15 protein-coding genes are annotated in these 16,258 nt (G+C 70.3%); 10 read left to right on the top strand and 5 right to left on the bottom strand.

Annotation, left to right across the window (positions count from 1 at the left end; translation table 11 throughout):
• Nucleotides 1–337: 337 nt before the first annotated feature.
• Nucleotides 338–454, bottom strand: coding sequence for a hypothetical protein (locus AB0C16_RS08470; protein WP_357680343.1), 117 nt, complete (start codon nucleotides 452–454; stop codon nucleotides 338–340).
• Nucleotides 455–834: 380 nt separating this feature from the next.
• Here AB0C16_RS08470 and AB0C16_RS08465 point away from each other — a divergent pair, with 380 nt between their 5' ends.
• Together AB0C16_RS08465 and AB0C16_RS08460 are read left to right on the top strand one after the other, a co-directional pair.
• Nucleotides 835–1,881, top strand: a complete 1,047-nt coding sequence (locus AB0C16_RS08465) for a sulfite oxidase (RefSeq protein ID WP_357680341.1) — start codon at nucleotides 835–837, stop codon at nucleotides 1,879–1,881.
• Between the two features lie 142 nt (nucleotides 1,882–2,023).
• Entirely contained in the window at nucleotides 2,024–3,574 is a 1,551-nt protein-coding gene (locus tag AB0C16_RS08460; protein WP_357680339.1) for a wax ester/triacylglycerol synthase family O-acyltransferase, read from the top strand.
• On the opposite strand, the gene AB0C16_RS08455 is transcribed toward AB0C16_RS08460, so the two are convergent.
• Nucleotides 3,512–4,057 carry a TetR/AcrR family transcriptional regulator gene (locus AB0C16_RS08455; protein WP_357680337.1) on the bottom strand — a complete coding sequence of 182 codons (546 nt, stop codon included), beginning with the start codon at nucleotides 4,055–4,057 and terminating at the stop codon, nucleotides 3,512–3,514. The two genes, AB0C16_RS08460 and AB0C16_RS08455, sit on opposite strands and share 63 nt — an antisense overlap.
• 228 nt (nucleotides 4,058–4,285) lie before the next feature.
• Between AB0C16_RS08455 and AB0C16_RS08450 the strand changes: the two genes are divergently transcribed.
• Nucleotides 4,286–5,215, top strand: coding sequence for an aldo/keto reductase (locus AB0C16_RS08450; protein WP_357680335.1), 930 nt, complete (start codon nucleotides 4,286–4,288; stop codon nucleotides 5,213–5,215).
• A 62-nt stretch (nucleotides 5,216–5,277) separates the two neighbouring features.
• Here the strand turns inward: AB0C16_RS08450 and AB0C16_RS08445 are convergent, their stop codons facing one another.
• Nucleotides 5,278–6,222 (bottom strand): polyprenyl synthetase family protein, encoded by a 945-nt coding sequence (locus AB0C16_RS08445; RefSeq protein ID WP_357680333.1) that lies wholly within the window; start codon nucleotides 6,220–6,222, stop codon nucleotides 5,278–5,280.
• Nucleotides 6,223–6,522: 300 nt separating this feature from the next.
• Here AB0C16_RS08445 and AB0C16_RS08440 point away from each other — a divergent pair, with 300 nt between their 5' ends.
• The 7 genes from AB0C16_RS08440 (at nucleotide 6,523) to AB0C16_RS08410 (ending at nucleotide 14,094) form a co-directional block, all read left to right on the top strand.
• The gene (locus tag AB0C16_RS08440) at nucleotides 6,523–7,821 is read left to right on the top strand and encodes a cytochrome P450 (RefSeq protein WP_357680331.1); all 1,299 of its coding nucleotides are present in this window, start codon (nucleotides 6,523–6,525) and stop codon (nucleotides 7,819–7,821) included.
• Nucleotides 7,818–8,684 (top strand): hypothetical protein, encoded by an 867-nt coding sequence (locus AB0C16_RS08435; protein WP_357680329.1) that lies wholly within the window; start codon nucleotides 7,818–7,820, stop codon nucleotides 8,682–8,684. The genes AB0C16_RS08440 and AB0C16_RS08435 overlap by 4 nt, the downstream gene beginning before the upstream one ends.
• A gap of 71 nt (nucleotides 8,685–8,755) precedes the next feature.
• Complete coding sequence (locus tag AB0C16_RS08430) at nucleotides 8,756–10,273, top strand: prenyltransferase/squalene oxidase repeat-containing protein (RefSeq protein WP_357680327.1); 1,518 nt, start codon at nucleotides 8,756–8,758, stop codon at nucleotides 10,271–10,273.
• 135 nt (nucleotides 10,274–10,408) lie between these two features.
• Nucleotides 10,409–12,736, top strand: coding sequence for a nitrate- and nitrite sensing domain-containing protein (locus AB0C16_RS08425; RefSeq protein WP_357680325.1), 2,328 nt, complete (start codon nucleotides 10,409–10,411; stop codon nucleotides 12,734–12,736).
• On the top strand, nucleotides 12,733–13,152 hold the full coding sequence (locus AB0C16_RS08420; RefSeq protein ID WP_357680323.1) for a roadblock/LC7 domain-containing protein: 420 nt from the start codon (nucleotides 12,733–12,735) through the stop codon (nucleotides 13,150–13,152). Before AB0C16_RS08425 ends, AB0C16_RS08420 begins: the two co-directional genes overlap by 4 nt.
• Complete coding sequence (locus AB0C16_RS08415) at nucleotides 13,149–13,526, top strand: DUF742 domain-containing protein (protein WP_357680321.1); 378 nt, start codon at nucleotides 13,149–13,151, stop codon at nucleotides 13,524–13,526. The genes AB0C16_RS08420 and AB0C16_RS08415 overlap by 4 nt, the downstream gene beginning before the upstream one ends.
• Nucleotides 13,507–14,094, top strand: a complete 588-nt coding sequence (locus AB0C16_RS08410) for an ATP/GTP-binding protein (RefSeq protein ID WP_357680319.1) — start codon at nucleotides 13,507–13,509, stop codon at nucleotides 14,092–14,094. The genes AB0C16_RS08415 and AB0C16_RS08410 overlap by 20 nt, the downstream gene beginning before the upstream one ends.
• A gap of 56 nt (nucleotides 14,095–14,150) precedes the next feature.
• Here AB0C16_RS08410 and AB0C16_RS08405 read toward each other — a convergent pair whose 3' ends face one another.
• A complete protein-coding gene (locus AB0C16_RS08405; RefSeq protein ID WP_357680317.1) occupies nucleotides 14,151–15,761 on the bottom strand; it encodes a cation acetate symporter in 1,611 nt (536 codons plus the stop codon).
• Nucleotides 15,758–16,048 (bottom strand): DUF485 domain-containing protein, encoded by a 291-nt coding sequence (locus AB0C16_RS08400; RefSeq protein WP_357680315.1) that lies wholly within the window; start codon nucleotides 16,046–16,048, stop codon nucleotides 15,758–15,760. The genes AB0C16_RS08405 and AB0C16_RS08400 overlap by 4 nt, the downstream gene beginning before the upstream one ends.
• Nucleotides 16,049–16,258: the final 210 nt, after the last annotated feature.

The following is a 16,258-nucleotide window of genomic DNA, read 5'->3' as shown; positions in this document are numbered from 1 at the left end:
AAACGGGCGCTTCAGCATCGGTGAGGAGGAAGGCGACGGACTCCAGCCCGTTCTGCGGCGGGCGAGACAGGACGGCGGGGCGGCGTAAAAGCGGAGGCGGGTGGGCGTTCCGGCCGACTTAAGACCGTGCCAGTTACCCCCGCGCCCGCAACAAGGCCGAAGGCCAAAATGCACCAGAGCCCAGGCAATCGCGGTCGGCCGGAACGCCCACCCGCCTCCGCGGCACCAACCAGAACCCCACCTTCACGGCACCCACAGAACCCCCGGCGCGGCACCAACGGAACACCCGGCGCGGCACCCGTGTAAGCAGCCACCACGGAGGCCCCGGCTGGAAAGGTCAGACCTCGGCCACCAGCACGCCCATCGATCGGGCCGTACCCGCGACCTGCCTCATCGCCACCTCCACGTCATCGATGTTCAGATCGGGCAACTTGCGCTCGGCTATCTCACGCAACTGCGCGCGAGACGGCCACGCTCTGCGCTCCCGGCCTGCTCGCGCCACGAACCAGGCCGAGCGTCTTGCGGATGAGGTACGCCGTCGGCGGCGTCCTGCACCTGAGAGAGAACGAACGGTTCTCGAACACGGTGAACCACCACCGGCACGACGTCTCCACGTTGGGCGGCCGTGGCCTCGTCGTAGTCGAGCTTCAACTGCCGGAGCTCACGCCGTCAACCCCAGGTTGACGAGCGATCGAGGCCGGACGGCGGACAAGGCAGGCAGATGTGCTATCCGGCCAAATCTGGGCATGCTCCTTCCGGAGCGAGTGCTCGATTACGCACGGTAATGATTAAATGGTTTACCAGTAGGTAATTAGGATTAAGGAGGTGACGTCAATGAAGCAAGCCCTGGCGACGATCGTCAAGCCCCTGCCTGACCACCTGTTCACCCTGCACGAGGGGAACGCCGAGATGCGCTGGGAGGCCATGGCCGGCGAGGGCTACCACACCCCCAACGACCGGTTCTTCGTCCGCAACCACACCTCCACCCCTCTCATCGACGCCTCCACCTGGCGACTCCGGCTGCACGGGGCAGGGGTGCGGCACGCCGGCGAGTACGACTACCGGCAACTGCTGGCCATGCCGTCCCGGACCGTCGACACCGCGATCGAGTGCGCCGGCAACGGGCGGCGGTTCTACGAGATCCAGCAGCACGATCCCATTCCCGGCATCCAGTGGGGCCTCGGGGGCATCGGGGTGGCACGGTGGCGCGGGGTGCCGCTCGGCTACCTGCTCGAACGCGCCGGGCTGCGGCCGGACGCCGTGGACGTGGTGCCGCGCGGGCTCGACGCGCCGTTCGAGGACTACGGGCACGTGCGCAGGCCGCTGCCCGTCGGTAAGGCCGCGGACGACGTACTGGTCGCCTACGAGATGAACGGTGTGCCGCTTCCGCCCGACCACGGATTCCCGGCGCGCCTGGTGGTGCCGGGATGGGTGGGAATAGCGTCGATCAAATGGCTGGGAGACATGGAGGTGACCACCGCGGAGGCCTTCACCCCATGGAACACCGTTTTTTACCGCGATGTCACGAACCAGCCGGTTCGAAGCGCGTTCGAACTCGCATGGAATGCGACGGTCCCTGTCGGCGGGCCGCACATCCTGCACGGCAGATCATGGTCGGGGCACGGGCGGATCGTCCGGGTCGAGGTCAGCTTCGACGGCGGGCTCACCTGGCAGCAGGCGGAGCATCACGGCCACCACCTGGTCGGGGCCTGGCTGCCGTGGCACATCGGGTGGACGCCGCAGCAGCCGGGACCTCACGTGCTCATGGCGAGGGCGACCGACGAGACCGGCGCGACCCAGCCGCTGATCACGCCGCGGCAAGCTTTCGGTTATCACTTCGACGCTGTCGTGCGGCATCCCGTGCAGGTTGTCCATGGATAGGGAATTGTCACCGATCCGGGGTGAGCTGCACATTCGCTAATACGGTGTCCGGGATACCCGAATTCATCTGAAAGACTTTCGCGGAAACGCCAGAGAAACCGTCTCATGTGATCCTTACCACACGCCGAGAAAAGGAGGGAAGATGCGCCAGTTGACCGCACTCGACGCGCAGTTCCTCAACGTCGAGTCCGCGACCACCGCCGCTCACGTGGCGGGCCTGGCGATCCTCGACCCCGCCGACGGCTCGGTCAACCGTGAGACGCTCGCCGCGCTCCTGCTGGAGCGGCTCCACCTGTCGCCCGCGTTGAGCCTGCGGCTGGTGCGGGTGCCGTTCGACCTCGATCGCCCCTACTGGGCGGCCGACCCCGGCTTCGACATCGACAACCATCTGTTCGAGCTCACCCTGCCGCAGCCCGGCGACGAGCGGCAGCTGGCCGACACGGTGGCCCGCATCCACGCTCGCAGGCTGGACCGGGCCCATCCGCTGTGGGAGATGCACCTGATCCACGGGCTGGCCGACGGCATGATCGCCGTCTACACGAAGGTGCACCACGCGGCCATCGACGGCGTCTCCGGCGCCGAAACGCTCGCCACCCTCCTCGACCTCACCCCCGACACCTGCCACGCCACCTCCGCGCTCGCCCGCCGTGGCGCGGCGTCCCGGCGGAAGCCGGGCGGGCCGGGCGCACCGGGCGCATCGGAGATCCCGGCCGTGCCCGACGGACGGACGGACGGTCCGGGGCTGGTCGAGATGCTGGCCGGCGCCGCCGTGCGGACGGCCGCCCATCCGGTGCGGGCCGTGTGGTCGGCCGTCAAGGCGGCCGGCGACCTCGACGCGATCCCGCTCGCGGCGACGCTCCCGGGCGCGAAGGCCATCGCGCAGGCGGCCAGGTTCGTGACGGGAGACCGGCACCACCGGCCCGAGCTGCCCCGGCTCTCCGCGCCACGCACGCCGCTGAACGGCGTCATCAGCGCCCGCCGCCACCTGTCGTTCGGGTCGGTGTCGCTCAAGGACGTCAAGAACGTGGCCCGGGCCAACGGCATGAGCGTCAACGACGTCGTCATGGCGCTCTGCACCTCCGCCCTGCGGTCATGGCTGCTGGAGCGCGGCGCGCTGCCCGAGGAGCCGCTGGTCGCCGCCGTGCCCGTCGCGGTCCGAACGGCCAGCGCCAGGGATCTGGTCGGCAACCAGATCTCCGCCATGGTGGCCCCGATGCCCACGAACGTCGCCGACCCCCAGGCCCGCCTGCGGAAGGTGGGCGCGACCATGAACGCGGCCAAGCGCCGCTTCGTCACGGCCCCGGCCGGCTGGCTGCTGGAGCTGTGCTCGCTGCTGCCCGCGCCGGTGACCAGCATGGCCAGCCCGGCGCTGTTCCGGCTGGCGTCGGCGGTGCCGCCGATCAATCTGATCATCAGCAACGTGCCCGGCCCGCAGTTCCCGCTCTATCTGTGCGGCGGGCGGATCCTGTCCTACTATCCGCTGTCGGTGCTGACCGACATGACCGGCGGCGTCAACATCACCTGCTTCTCCTACGACGGGATGCTCGACTTCGGCATCGTGGCCTGCCCGGATCGGATGGACGACGTCTGGAGCATGCTCGGCCACCTGCGGACCGCGCTCGACGAGCTGCTAGACGAGCGAGTGGGCGATGAGTTCCGCGACCGCGTCGGGGTCGATCTGGTGGCCCGTTAGCTGGCACAGGTTCTCCTGGTAGAGCAGCACGGCGGCGAAGGTGGCCGCCGCGACCTCCAGCCTGGCCGCGTCGCCCCGGGTGCCCGGCAGGGCCAGTTCGAGCGCGAACCTGGCCCGCCTGATCAGCTCTCCGTTGAGGCGGCCGAGCCGTTCCCTGACCGAGCCGTGCGTGTCGGCCTCCCGGAACAGGATGCGCCGCATCGCCGGTGAGGCGTGCAACGGCAGCCTGCGCGCCAGCTTGGACAGGGTGCTCGCCGGGTCGCCGGGGACGGCGTCGACCTCGCGCGTCTCCTCGATCAGCGTGCGCTCGTCGACGAGCGCCACCAGCACGTCGATCTTGCGTGGGAAGTAGTGGAAGACCAGCCCTTTGGGGACACTGGCCAGCCGGGCGATGAGCGCGGTCGGAGTGGCTTCGTACCCGCCACCGGCGAACAGTTCCTCGGCCGCGTCCAGGATGCGCGTACGCGCGTCACCGATCACCACAGCCGCACCCTAACCGCCACCTGTCGGGCACCGCCATGCCGCGAACGAGAGACCCTCGTGACGGTCGGTCACCGGACGCCGATGGCCTTCGTCAGCATGGGGCAGGCCCGGTGCGGTTCCCGCTGCCAGGAGGCGTGGTCGTGCCCGCCGTGGTGGAAGTGGGTGCGCACAGCCACGCCGTCGGAGGGCCATGAGAGCCTCCTTGTTGGATGCGCGGATAATAGCCGTATGAGATCGATAGGCACCACGGCCCTGTCCGTGTCCCCGATAGCCCTGGGCACCAACGTCTTCGGCTGGACCAGCGACAAGAAGTCGTCCTTCGAGGTGCTCGACGCCTACGTCGAGGGCGGGGGCAACTTCATCGACACGGCCGACTCCTACCCCTACTGGGCGACCGGTGAGTCCACCTCAGAGACGATCATCGGCGAGTGGCTGGTCAAGCGTGGCAACCGCGACTCGATCGTGCTCGGCACCAAGGTCGGCATGCTGGAGGGGTTCAAGGGCCTGGCGCCCGCGACCATCCGCGCCGCGGTCGAGAACTCCCTGCGCCGACTGCGTACCGACCGCATCGATCTCTACTGGGCGCACGTCGACGACCGTGACACGCCGCTGGCCGAGACGCTGGCCGCGTTCGACGCGCTGGTGCGCGAGGGCAAGATCCGCTACATCGGCGCCTCCAACTACGGCGCCGACCGGCTGGCGGAGGCGCTGAAGATCTCCGACGACGAGGGCCTGGCCCGCTACGTCGCGCTCCAGCAGCAGTACAACCTGGTGGAGCGCGGCTACGAGGGCGAGCTGCGGGAGGTGACCAGCAGGGAGGGGCTGTCCAGCACGCCGTGGTCCTCGCTCGCCCGCGGCTTCCTGACCGGCAAGTACGCCCCGGGCGTCTCCGTCGACAGCCCCCGGGCGGGAGCGGCCGCCGAGTACCTCCGGACCGAGCGGGGGCCGCGGACGATCGAGGCGCTGGCCAAGGTGGCGGCCGAGCGCGAGGTCGAGCCGGCGTCGGTGGCGCTGGCCTGGCTGGCGGTCCAGCCCACGGTCACCGCGCCGATCGCCAGCGCCCGTGACGTCACCCAGCTCCAGCCGCTGCTGACCGCGGCCGGGCTCAAGCTCGGCGCCGACGAGCTCCGGCTGCTCGACGAGGCCTCCCGCCCCTGATCACACGTGCCGTGAGAGGCCCGCCTCCGCCCGGTACGGGGGCCGGGGGTCTCATGGCCGGGTCAGTGGCTCCGGTCGATGAGCGACAGGCACAGGTCGCGTAGTTCGGTGGCGGCGGGCAGGCACTCGTCGGCGATCTCCATGGCCGTCGCGAGGTGCAGCCGCGCCTGGTCCAGGGCCGCGGCACGACCGCCCGCCTCCGTGACGAGCCGGGCGGCCCGGCGTACCGCGTCGTCGTCCAGGACGCCCACGGCGAGCAGGGCGGACAGTTCGCGGGCGGCGCGCCCGGCCGGGCGGGCCGCGGCGAGCAGGGCCGCGGCGGGCGGGGCGGGTGGCGCGAGGGCGGCGATGACGGGGAACGTCTTCTTGCCGCGGCGCAGGTCGTTGTGGATGGGTTTGCCGGTGACGGCCGGGTCACCCCACATGCTCAGCAGGTCGTCGATGATCTGGAAGGCGACGCCCAGCTCGCGCCCCATCGTCCACATGCGTTCCGCCAGCCCGGGCGCGCCGCCCAGCACGACGCCCGCCGCGGCCGCGGCGCCCAGCAGGCCGCCGGTCTTGCCCGCGGCCATCTCGACGTACTCCTGGGCCGAGACCTCGCCCGGACCTGTCCACGGGCGGTTCTCGAAGGCCATGTCCTCCGTCTGGCCCCGCACCAGCTCGACCAGGGCCCTCGACAGGTAGCGCATCGCGACGGAGTCGCCCGCCACCTGGTCGATCGCGAGCGCCAGGAGCGAGTCGCCGGCCAGCAGGGCGGGGCCCACGCCGTAGGCCTTCCAGAGCGCCTCGCGATGCCTGCGCCGCTCGTCGTGGTCGATGATGTCGTCGTGCACCAGTGAGAACGCGTGCACCAGCTCCACCGCCACGGCCCCGGGCAGCGCCGACTCCGCCGGTGAGCCGACGGCCTCGGCGCACAGCATGGCGATGGCCGGCCGGAGGTTCTTGCCGCCGCCGGCCTCCTGCGGCGTGCCGTCGGCGTCGGACCAGCCCAGCGCGTACGCGGCCATCCTCGCTCCCCACGGATGCAGTGTGGAGACCGCTGCTCGGAGGGATGGTTCGAGCAGCCTCCGGCAACGTGCGATCGCATCGCCGCCAGGGCTTCCCGCTGCCGAATGGCTGAGATTCACGTGGTGCTCCTGCCGCCGTACGATCTTGAATCTATACACAAGATCATGTGATACTCCACCCCAAAGGCGCACTTTTGCGAGAAATATCCCGTCATGCGAGACGGCCGGGCTGGAGGAGCATACGTGCCCACTGAGGGCATTCCAACACGTAAAGCTGCCGTTGTCCCATTTTTGCACTCTTTGTCCAGGAGCGCGCGCACGCCGATCAACGCCTTCGTCAAGGCGAGCGAGCGGGCCGACGGGGAGATCGTCCGCCTGAACATGGGCCCCTTCCGACCGTACCTGGTGACCCATCCGGACCACGTCCAGCACGTGCTGATCCAGAACCAGCCCAACTTCGTCCGGGAGGGCATGTTCTGGGACCCGCTGGCGCCGCTGCTCGGCGAGGGCATCCTGTCGGACGGCGAGACCTGGGCGGAGAGCCGGCGGATCCTGCAGCCGCTCTTCACGGCCAGGTACGTCAACTCGCTGGCCGAGCAGATGGCTGTGATCATCAACGAGCTGATCGAGGAGACGATCACCCCCGGCCGGCCGTTCGACATCTCCAAGGGGATCTCGGCCATCGTGCACCCGACGATCGTCCGGCTGTTCTTCGGCTCGAAGATCTCCGTGGCGGACATCGCCCGGCTGGTGCCGGCCTACGACGTCGCCGTCACGGCCAAGGCCGTCCGGCTGGTGATGCCGTTCGTGCCGGAGGGCGTGCCGATGCCCGGCGACCGGGCGTTCCGGCACGCGATCAAGGCCATCGACGCGGTGGTGTATCCCCGGATCCGGGAGGCCAGGGCGCGGGCCCAAGAGGAAAGCACCGACGTCGTCTCGCGCCTGGTCAAGGCGCGCCAGGACGTCGCGGGCGAGGAGGGCGACCGCCGGATCAGGGACGACCTGGTGGCCATGCACGGAGCCTCCACCGAGACCTCGGCCACGGCGCTGACCTGGGTGTGGCCGGTCCTCGACGCCTACCCGGACATCGCCGCGAAAGTGTACGAGGAGATCGACCGGGTGGTGGGCGGCGACCCGGTCAGCACCGCGCACCTGCCGCACATGCCGTACCTGCGGATGTTCGTCAACGAGCTGCTGCGCCTCTACCCGCCGGGCTGGATCCTGCCGCGCAAGGCGGTGGCCGCCGACGTGGTCGGCGGGGTCGAGATCAAGGCCGGCTCCACCGTGCTGCTCAGCCCGTACCTGACGCACCGGATGGCGGAGTTCTGGGACTCGCCGTCGGTGTTCGACCCGGAACGGTTCGCGCCGGGACGGGACTCCGGGCGGCATCGGTACGCCTACTGGCCGTTCGGCGCGGGCCCGCATGTGTGCCTGGGGCAGCACCTGTTCCTGATGGAGGCGCCGCTGTTGATCGCCGGCATCCTGCGCAAGTACCGGCCGGTGGTGCACGTCGACCACCCGGTGACCCCGCGGCTGGCCTCCTCGCTGCGGCCCCCGCCCGGGCTGACGATGACCCTCGTGCCGGCGGGCCGCCCGTGAACGATCCCGGCGAGCTGTTCGCCACCGGGCGGACGTGCGCGCTCGCGGTGGCGGGCGGGCGCGATCTGGAGCGGTGCGCGGCGCGGTACGACGACCTGTTCCCCCGCGAGTCCTTCGACTCCGGCCTCTACGGCTCGCTGGCGATGGCCGGCGCGTTCGGCTCGCCGTGGTCGAGCGTGGCGGGGTTGCGCGCGGTCAACCGGGCGTCGCTGCTGGTGTTCGCGGTGGACCGGCTGTTCGACGAGGAGGCGGCCTCGCGGGACGACGTGGCGGCGTTGACGGAGACGTGCCTGGCGGCCGTGGCCGGGTCGGCGCCCGTCTCCCCCGTCACCCGCTTCCTCGCCGACCTGCGCGCCGAGTTGGCCACCGCGCCCGCCTTCGCCGCGCTGGAGGCGGACTGGCACGACCGGCTGGAGCGCATGCTCGCCGCGATGGCCCGCGAGTGGGAGTGGAGCCGGGGCGGGGACAAGCCCGCCCGGGAGGAGTATCTGGCCAACGCCGACAGCAGCGGCGCCCTGTTCATCGCCGTCTCGCACTGGATCTACACCGGCGAGGTCACGGCCCCCGGGGACCTGGCGCGGCTGCGGGCGGCGGGCGAGACGGTGCAGCGCTACCTGCGGCTGCTCAACGACCTGGCCACGCATCGCAGGGAGTCGGCATCCGGTGACGTCAACGCTCTCACGCTCGGCATGACGGCGGACGAGGTGAGCGCGCGCATGGCGGGGCTGTCGAGCGAGGCCGCCGCGCTGATCGAGCCGGTGCGCGGCGACCATCCCCGGGCCGCCGAGTACCTCTGGTGGCAGATCCACTACAGCGCCGGCTTCTACGGGCTGTCCGACTTTTGGGCTTCGAGGGAGCTATGAGCGAGAAAGCCATAAGCGACAGAGCCATGAGCGACAGAGCCATGAGCGACAGAGCCATGAGCGACAGAGCCATGAGCACTGACATCGCACGGCGCGCCGCCGACCTGGTCGCCGGTCTCATGGCCACGCCATGGGGCCAGGTGTCCCCTTCGGTGTACGAGACGGGGCGGCTGGTCACGCTGGCCCCCTGGCTCGCCGGTCATCGGGAGCGGATCGCGTTCCTGCTGGCCGAGCAGGCTGAGGACGGCTCGTGGGGCCCGCCCGGCGCCTACCGGCTCGTACCGACGCTGAGCGCCACGGAGGCGCTGATGAGCGCCGCGCGCGACGGCGACCGCGAGGTGCTCCTGCCGGCCGCGAAGGCGGGGCTGGAGGCGCTGCGTCGCATGCTCACGCAACCGCCCGAGCTGCCGGACACCCCGGCCATCGACCTGATCGTGCCGTCGCTGGTGGCGCTCATCGACGCGCACGGGTTCGACGAGCCGCTGCCGCGTCCGCCCGGGCTGGACGGCTCCCGGCTCGGGCTGGTCAGGCGTTTGCTGGAGTCCGGCGCGGAGCCGCCGCAGAAGGTGCTGCACGTGCTGGAGGCGGTGGCGCCGCAGCGGGTGGACGGCGTGCTGCCCACGCCGATCGGCACGGTCGGCGCCTCGCCGGCGGCGACGGCCGCGTGGCTCGGTGGCTCCGCGCCGCCCGATTCGGCCGACTCGGCCAGGCACCACCTGGAGGCGGTGGCCAAGCGGTTCGGCGGGCCGGTCCCGGTCGGCTTGCCGATCACCGTCTTCGAGCGTGGCTGGGTGCTGAGCTGGCTGGCCAGGGCGGGCGTGCCGGTGGAGGCGCCGCCGGAGATGATCGCCGACCTGCGGGCGGCGATCGGCCCGGAAGGCACGCCGGCGGGGGCCGGGCTGCCGGCCGACGCGGACACCACCAGCGTCGCCCTCTATGCGCTGGTCCTGCTCGGCGCGCCGTGCGACCCCGCGTCGCTGCTGCTGTTCGACACGGGCACGCACTTCTGCACCTGGCAGGGTGAGGACGGCTTCTCGCCCAGTGTCAACGCCCACGTGCTGGACGCGTTCGGCCAGTATGTGCGGGCCAGGCCCGCCGCCGCCGAGCGGTACGGGCCGGTGATGGCGCGGGTGGCCGGGTGGCTGGCCGGGCGGCAGCGGCCCGACGGGAGCTGGGACGACCGGTGGCACGCATCCCCCTACTACGCGACGCTGGGCTGCGCGCTGGCGCTGGGCGAGTTCGGCGGGCCGGAGCACGCCGGCGCCGTGTTGCGGGCCCGGGAGTGGGTGCTGGCCACCCAGCGGGACGACGGGTCGTGGGGGCGATGGACGGGCGTGCCGGAGGAGACCGCGTACGCCGTGCAGACCCTGCTGCTGTCAGGACCGGAGCCGGACGAGCGGTGCAAGCGGGCAGCGGGGCGCGGATACGACTATCTTCTCCAGACGGTCGATCTACCACATTTCCCACCAATGTGGCATGACAAGGACCTATACTCGCCGACAGCAATTGTGCGAGCCGCGGTCCTGGCGGCCCTCCACGTGGCGGGACGCCATCCACAAAACGAAATTAACCGGAAAAATGGGACATAGCGGCTTAATAGTGCCGTTTTGTGTTGAGGGAGCAATAGCACATTGCTAGGGTGACCCGAGTGTCAGATTCCTGGTATGCCCATTTTGCCGCCTTGACAAGGCATGCTTACCGCGCTTTTCCGCTGGGTGGGCCCAATGCGCTTCCATAACGCCAGCGTCCGGTCCAAGGTCACGGCCCTGATCGTGTCGCTCACCCTGCTGTGGGCGTTCGCCGCGTGGGTGACGCTGCGGGAGGGCGTCAACCTGCTCGGGGCGGCCAGCATCGACGCCCAGCTGGTCGAGCCGAGCGAGCCGCTGCTCGTCGAGCTGCAGCGCGAGCGCCGCCAGACCATCGCCCGACTGGGTGGCGGGGTCAGGAGTGCCGACAAGGCCCTGCGCGACCAGCGCGCGCGCACCGACGCGGCGCACGCCGAGTTCGCCGCCTCCCTCGACAGCTTCACCTTGGCGCTGGCCGCCGACGACGCGCTGATGGAGCGCGCCGCGGACGTGCGGGCCGAGCTGACCAAGCTGGCCGCGGCCAGGAAGTCGATCGACGCGGGCCGGACCGGCGCCTCACAGGCCGTGGCCGCCCCGTACAACAATGTGATCGACTCCCTCTACCGCATGTACGACTCGGTGGCGGCGTTCGACGACAAGGAGATCGCCAAGGACGGGCGGACCCTGTCGGAGATCCACCGCTCGCGCGAGTGGCTGGCGCGCGAGGACGCGCTCATGGCCGGCGTCTTCGCCAGGGGCGTCTTCACCGGGAACGACCACGCCGAGTTCGTCTCCACCGCGGGCATCTTCCGCCACACGCTGACCGAGGCCATGTCCCAGCTCCCGGACGAGGACTCGGCGGCCTTCGAGCAATGGCTGAAGAGCGAGCCCGCCACCCGGGTGCAGGCGATGGAGCAGCGGCTCATCCAGCACGAATCCGGCACCGGACCGCTGCCGGTGGAAGCCGATGAGTGGCGCAAGGCGACCGAGGCGACGCTGGCCGACATGCAGCGGGTGACGCTCGCGGCAGGCGACCGCCTGGCGGAGCGCATCGTCCCGGTCGCCGTGGGCGTCATCGTCCGCCTCGTCCTGGCCGGCGGCCTGGGCCTGGTGGCGGTCATCGCCTCGATCGTGCTGTCGATCACCACGACCCGGCAGTTGCTCGCCCAGCTCAGGAAGCTGCGCGACGCCGCACATGAGCTGTCGGACGAGCGGCTGCCGACCGTGGTCGAGCGGATCGGCCACGGCGAGGTGGTGAACGTCTCGAAGGAGGTGCCCGACCTCGACTTCGGCGACGACGAGATCGGCCAGGTCGGCCACGCGTTCAACGCCGTGCAGCACACCGCCATCAGCGTCGCCGCCGAGCAGGCCGAGCTGCGCCGCAGCATCCGCGACATCCTGCTCAGCCTGGCCCGGCGGACGCAGGGCCTGGTGCAGCGGCAGCTGACCGTGCTGGACGTGATGGAGCGCCGTGAGACCGACCCGGAGGAGCTGAAAGAGCTCTTCCGCCTGGACCACCTGGCCATCCGGATGCGGCGCAACGCCGAGAACCTCATCGTGCTCTCCGGCTCCTCCCCCGCCCGCACCTGGCGCCGCTCGGTGCCGATGGTGGACGTGGTCCGCGGCGCGCTCGCCGAGGTCGAGGACTACACCCGGGTGACGCTCATGCCGATGGGCGAGGTCGTGCTGGTGGGCCGGGCCGTCGGCGACGTCATCCACCTGCTCGCCGAGGTGATCGAGAACGCGGTCTCCTTCTCCCCGCCCTACACCTCCGTCCAGGTCAGCGGGCAGCTCGTGGCCAACGGCTACGTCATCGAGATCGAGGACCGCGGCCTCGGCATGAAGCCCGAGGACCTGGCCGCCGCCAACGAGCGCATCGCGGACCCACCGGAGTTCCGCATCACCGGCACCGCCCGGCTCGGCCTGTACGTGGTCAGCCGGCTGGCCGAGCGCCACGGGATCCAGGTGGTGCTGAAGGCCTCGCCGTACGGCGGGACCACGGTCGTCGTGCTGCTGCCGCCGGACCTCGTGCAGCCGGACGACAGCCCGAAGGCCCCCGAGGACGTTCCCCGGGCCAGCCTGCCTCGCAGGCCCACGGCGGTCGCCACGGCGGTACGTCCCGCCTCGTCCGAGAACGTCCGTACTCTCAACGTCGCCTCGTCCCGCCGGGCGCTCACGCTGCAGCCCGACGTCCCCACGGAGCAGGTGGCACCCGTCACACGCGAACCGGAGCCCGAAGGGGAAAGCGATGTGAAGCCCGCCGAGTTCACGCCCTCGGGCCTGCCGCTCCGGGTGCCTCAGGCCAACCTGGCACCGGCGCTGCGCGAAGAGGCCCCCGCCGTACAGACCAGTGACAAGGAAGACGATGACGAGCGCTCGCCAGAAGAGATCCGGGCCATGATGGGATCCCTGCAGTCGGGCACCCGGCTGGGCAGGTCCGAGGCCGCCAAGCTCATGGAGGACCAGCAGCCGGGAGGCGACACGTGACACCGACTTCCGGCACGGATCTCAACTGGCTCCTCGACGACCTGATCGGCCGCGTTAAGGAGGCCGACCACGCCATCGTGCTGTCGTCCGACGGGCTGCTGATGGCCTCGTCGGCAGGGCTCGAACGGACCGACGGCGAGCACCTGTCGGCGGTCTCCTCCGGGCTGCAGAGCCTGGCCAAGGGCGTCTCCGAGCACATCGGCGGCGGCGCGGTCAAGCAGACGGTCGTGGAGTGGCGGTCGCAGTTCCTCATCGTGACCGTGGCGGGTGACCGCGCCTGCCTGGCCGTGCTCTGCGCGCAGAACGCCGACATCGGGCTGATCGCCTACGAGATGGCCATGCTGGTGGCCCGCGTCGGCCAGTACCTCACCTCGGCGGCGCGCAACGGCGAGGCCGTCGCCAGGAGCGACCGGTGAACGGCCCGGACGAACCGGGCGACGAGCACTGGGTCGATCCGGAGATCATCCGGCCGTACGTCGTGACGCGGGGGCGTACCCGGCCCGCGCACGGGAGGTTCGATCTCATCTCCATGGCCCTGGCCGTCGGCCCTCCACCGGGCCCGGAGGCGGGCCTCGACCCCGAGCATCTCCGCATCCTGCGGCTCTGCCGGGAGCCGAAGTCCGTCGCGGAGATCGCCGCCCACCTGAACCTGCCCGCGGGCACCATCCGCGTGCTGCTCGGCGACCTGTTCGACAGGGAACTCGTATCGGCCCAGGAACCGCAATCCGAGGTGGACATGCGTGACATGAAGTTGTACAGGGCGGTGCTCGATGGCCTTCGATCGCTCTGATCGCCCGCGCATCCCGACGGCGATCAAGATCCTGATAGCCGGCGGCTTCGGCGCGGGCAAGACCACGATGGTCGGCGCGGTCTCCGAGACCAGGCCACTGCGCACCGAGGAGGTGCTCACCGACCGGGGCGTCGGCGTCGACGACCTGACGGCGGTGGAGGCCAAGCGCACCACCACCGTCGCGATGGACTTCGGCCGCATCACCCTCAGCGACGAGTACGTTCTCTACCTGTTCGGGACTCCGGGACAGGAGAGGTTCTGGTTCGTCTGGGACGAACTGGCCGAGGGTTCGCTGGGCGCGGTCATCCTGGCCGACACCCGCCGCCTGGCCGACTGCTTCCCCTCGGTCGACTACTTCGAGCGGCGCGGCACGCCGTTCGTGGTGGCGGTCAACTGCTTCGAGGGGGCGTCGTCGTTCGAGCTGGACGAGGTACGGCTGGCGCTCCAGCTGAACCCGTCCATCCCGATCATCATGTGCGACGCCAGGAAGCGCGAGTCGAGCAGGGAGGTGCTCATCGCGCTGGTGAAGCACTCCGCCCGGCTGCGCGCCGAGCCCGTGACCTCGTAGCGCGGAAGGAGGGCCCGGCCACGACGGGACGGCCGGGCCCTCTCACCGAGCGAGGGTCAGTGCTTCACGGCCTGCTCGGCGCCGACGCCGGTGAGCGAGCGGACCTCGATCTCGGCGTACTTGGCCGCGTTGTACTCCTTGCTCAGCACGGTGCCGAGCCAGCCGCACAGGAAGCCGAGCGGGATCGAGATGATGCCCGGGTTGCTGAGCGGGAACCAGGAGAAGTCGGCCGTCTTGAACAGCGCGGTCGGCCCTCCGGACACCACCGGGGAGAAGATGACCAGGACGAGGGCCGAGACCAGGCCGCCGTAGATGGCGCTGACGGCGCCCACCGTGTTGAACCTCTTCCAGAACAGGCTGTAGAGGATGGCCGGCAGGTTGCCCGACGCCGCCACCGCGAACGCCAGCGCCACCAGGAACGCGACGTTCTGTCCCTGCGCCAGGATGCCCAGCCCGATCGAGACGGCGCCGATGACGAACGCCGAGATGCGGGCCACCAGCACCTCCTCGCGCTCGGTGGCGGTGCCGCGCCTGAAGACGTGCGCGTACAGGTCGTGGGCGAAGCTGGAGGAGGAGGCGAGCGTGAGCCCGGCCACCACGGCCAGGATCGTGGCGAAGGCGACCGCGCCGATCAGGGCCAGCAGGATCGTGCCGCCCACCTCACCGAGGAACGTCTCACCGATGGCCTTGGCCAGCAGCGGCGCGGCCGTGTTGCCCGCCTTGTCGGCCGCGGCGATCGCCTTGCTGCCGACCAGGGCCGCGGCGCCGAAGCCGAGGACCAGGGTGAGCAGGTAGAACGTGCCGATGATGCCGATGCCCCAGAGCACCGACTTGCGGGCGTCCTTGGCGGTCGGGACGGTGTAGAAGCGGATCAGGATGTGCGGCAGGCCGGCGGTGCCGAGCACCAGGGCGAGGCCGAGGCTGATCAGGTCGATCTTGCCGGCCAGGCCCTGCGCCTCGGTGCCGTACTTGAGGCCGGGGATGAGGAAGTTGTCGCCCTTGCCGCTCTGCGACGCCGCCTCGCCCAGCAGGGACGAGAGGTTGAAGCCGTAGTGCGCCAGCACCAGGACGGTGATCAGCGCCGCGCCGCCCATCAGCAGCACGGCCTTGACGATCTGCACCCAGGTGGTGCCCTTCATGCCGCCGAACACCACGTACACGATCATGAGGGCGCCCACGCCGACGATCGTCCACGCCTTGCCCGACGGGGAGGTGATGCCGAGGAGCAGGCCGACCAGGGCGCCCGCGCCGACCATCTGGGCCAGCAGGTAGAAGATGCTGACCGTGATCGTGGAGACGCCCGCGGCGGTGCGCACCGGGCGGGGGCTCATCCGGAAGGCCAGCACGTCGGCCATGGTGAACTTGCCGGAGTTGCGCATCAGCTCGGCGACCAGCAGCAACGCGACCAGCCACGCCACCAGGAAGCCGATGGAGTAGAGGAAGCCGTCGTAGCCGGACAGGGCGATGATGCCGGCGATGCCGAGGAACGAGGCGGCCGACATGTAGTCACCGCCGATCGCCAGGCCGTTCTGGGCCCCGCTGAAGGACCGGCCGCCGGCGTAGAAGTCGGCGGCGGTCTTGTTCTGCCGGCTGGCCCTGAAGGTGATCACCAACGTCAGCGCGACGAAGGCGAGGAACAGAATGGTGGCCAGGAGTTCGGAATTCACTTGGCCTTCTCCTCGACCTCGTGGCGGAGCTTGTCGGCGATGGGGTCGAGCTTCCTCTCGGCGTGGCGGGCGTAGGCCCAGGCGATCCAGAACGTCGACACGAACTGGAGCAGCCCGAACAGCAGCGCCATGTTCAGGTTGCCGAGGATCTTGATGCCCATGAAGTCACGCGCCCAGCCGGACAGCACCACGTAGAGCAGGTACCACGCCAGGAAGGCCACGGTCATCGGGAACGTCCACCGGCGGAAGCGCCGCTTCAAATCCTGGAATTCGCTACTCTCCTGCACTTGCTCATAGACAGATGCGTCATGTTCTCTGGTCGTCACGAGTCCTCCACTGTGATGCGGATCACGCTCAAGGTAAGAGCGCAACCTATCCGCCGTGGAGAGCGCGGATGTGGTTGTTCGGCGAGTCGCAGGCGCACGGCGGTTAGTTGTGCATGGGTTGCGGCGAAAGGTCCCTTCCGTACGACGAACGGTCGCCGCCTCACCTCCCGG

Origin of the sequence: Nonomuraea sp. NPDC048916, assembly GCF_040649575.1 — a bacterium.
Taxonomy (GTDB): Bacteria; Actinomycetota; Actinomycetes; order Streptosporangiales; family Streptosporangiaceae; genus Nonomuraea.
Note: the sequence above shows the minus strand (reverse complement) of the source record. Positions and strands in the feature narration are given on the sequence as shown.

Excerpts from the sequence above, each read along its gene's own strand:
- AB0C16_RS08430 (WP_357680327.1), top strand. The coding sequence starts at position 8,756 with ATGAGCACTGACATCGCACGGCGCGCCGCCGACCTGGTCGCCGGTCTC.
- AB0C16_RS08450 (WP_357680335.1), top strand. The coding sequence starts at position 4,286 with ATGAGATCGATAGGCACCACGGCCCTGTCCGTGTCCCCGATAGCCCTG.
- AB0C16_RS08465 (WP_357680341.1), top strand. The coding sequence starts at position 835 with ATGAAGCAAGCCCTGGCGACGATCGTCAAGCCCCTGCCTGACCACCTG.
- AB0C16_RS08410 (WP_357680319.1), top strand. The coding sequence starts at position 13,507 with ATGGCCTTCGATCGCTCTGATCGCCCGCGCATCCCGACGGCGATCAAG.
- AB0C16_RS08460 (WP_357680339.1), top strand. The coding sequence starts at position 2,024 with ATGCGCCAGTTGACCGCACTCGACGCGCAGTTCCTCAACGTCGAGTCC.
- AB0C16_RS08425 (WP_357680325.1), top strand. The coding sequence starts at position 10,409 with ATGCGCTTCCATAACGCCAGCGTCCGGTCCAAGGTCACGGCCCTGATC.
- AB0C16_RS08445 (WP_357680333.1), bottom strand. The coding sequence starts at position 6,222 with ATGGCCGCGTACGCGCTGGGCTGGTCCGACGCCGACGGCACGCCGCAG.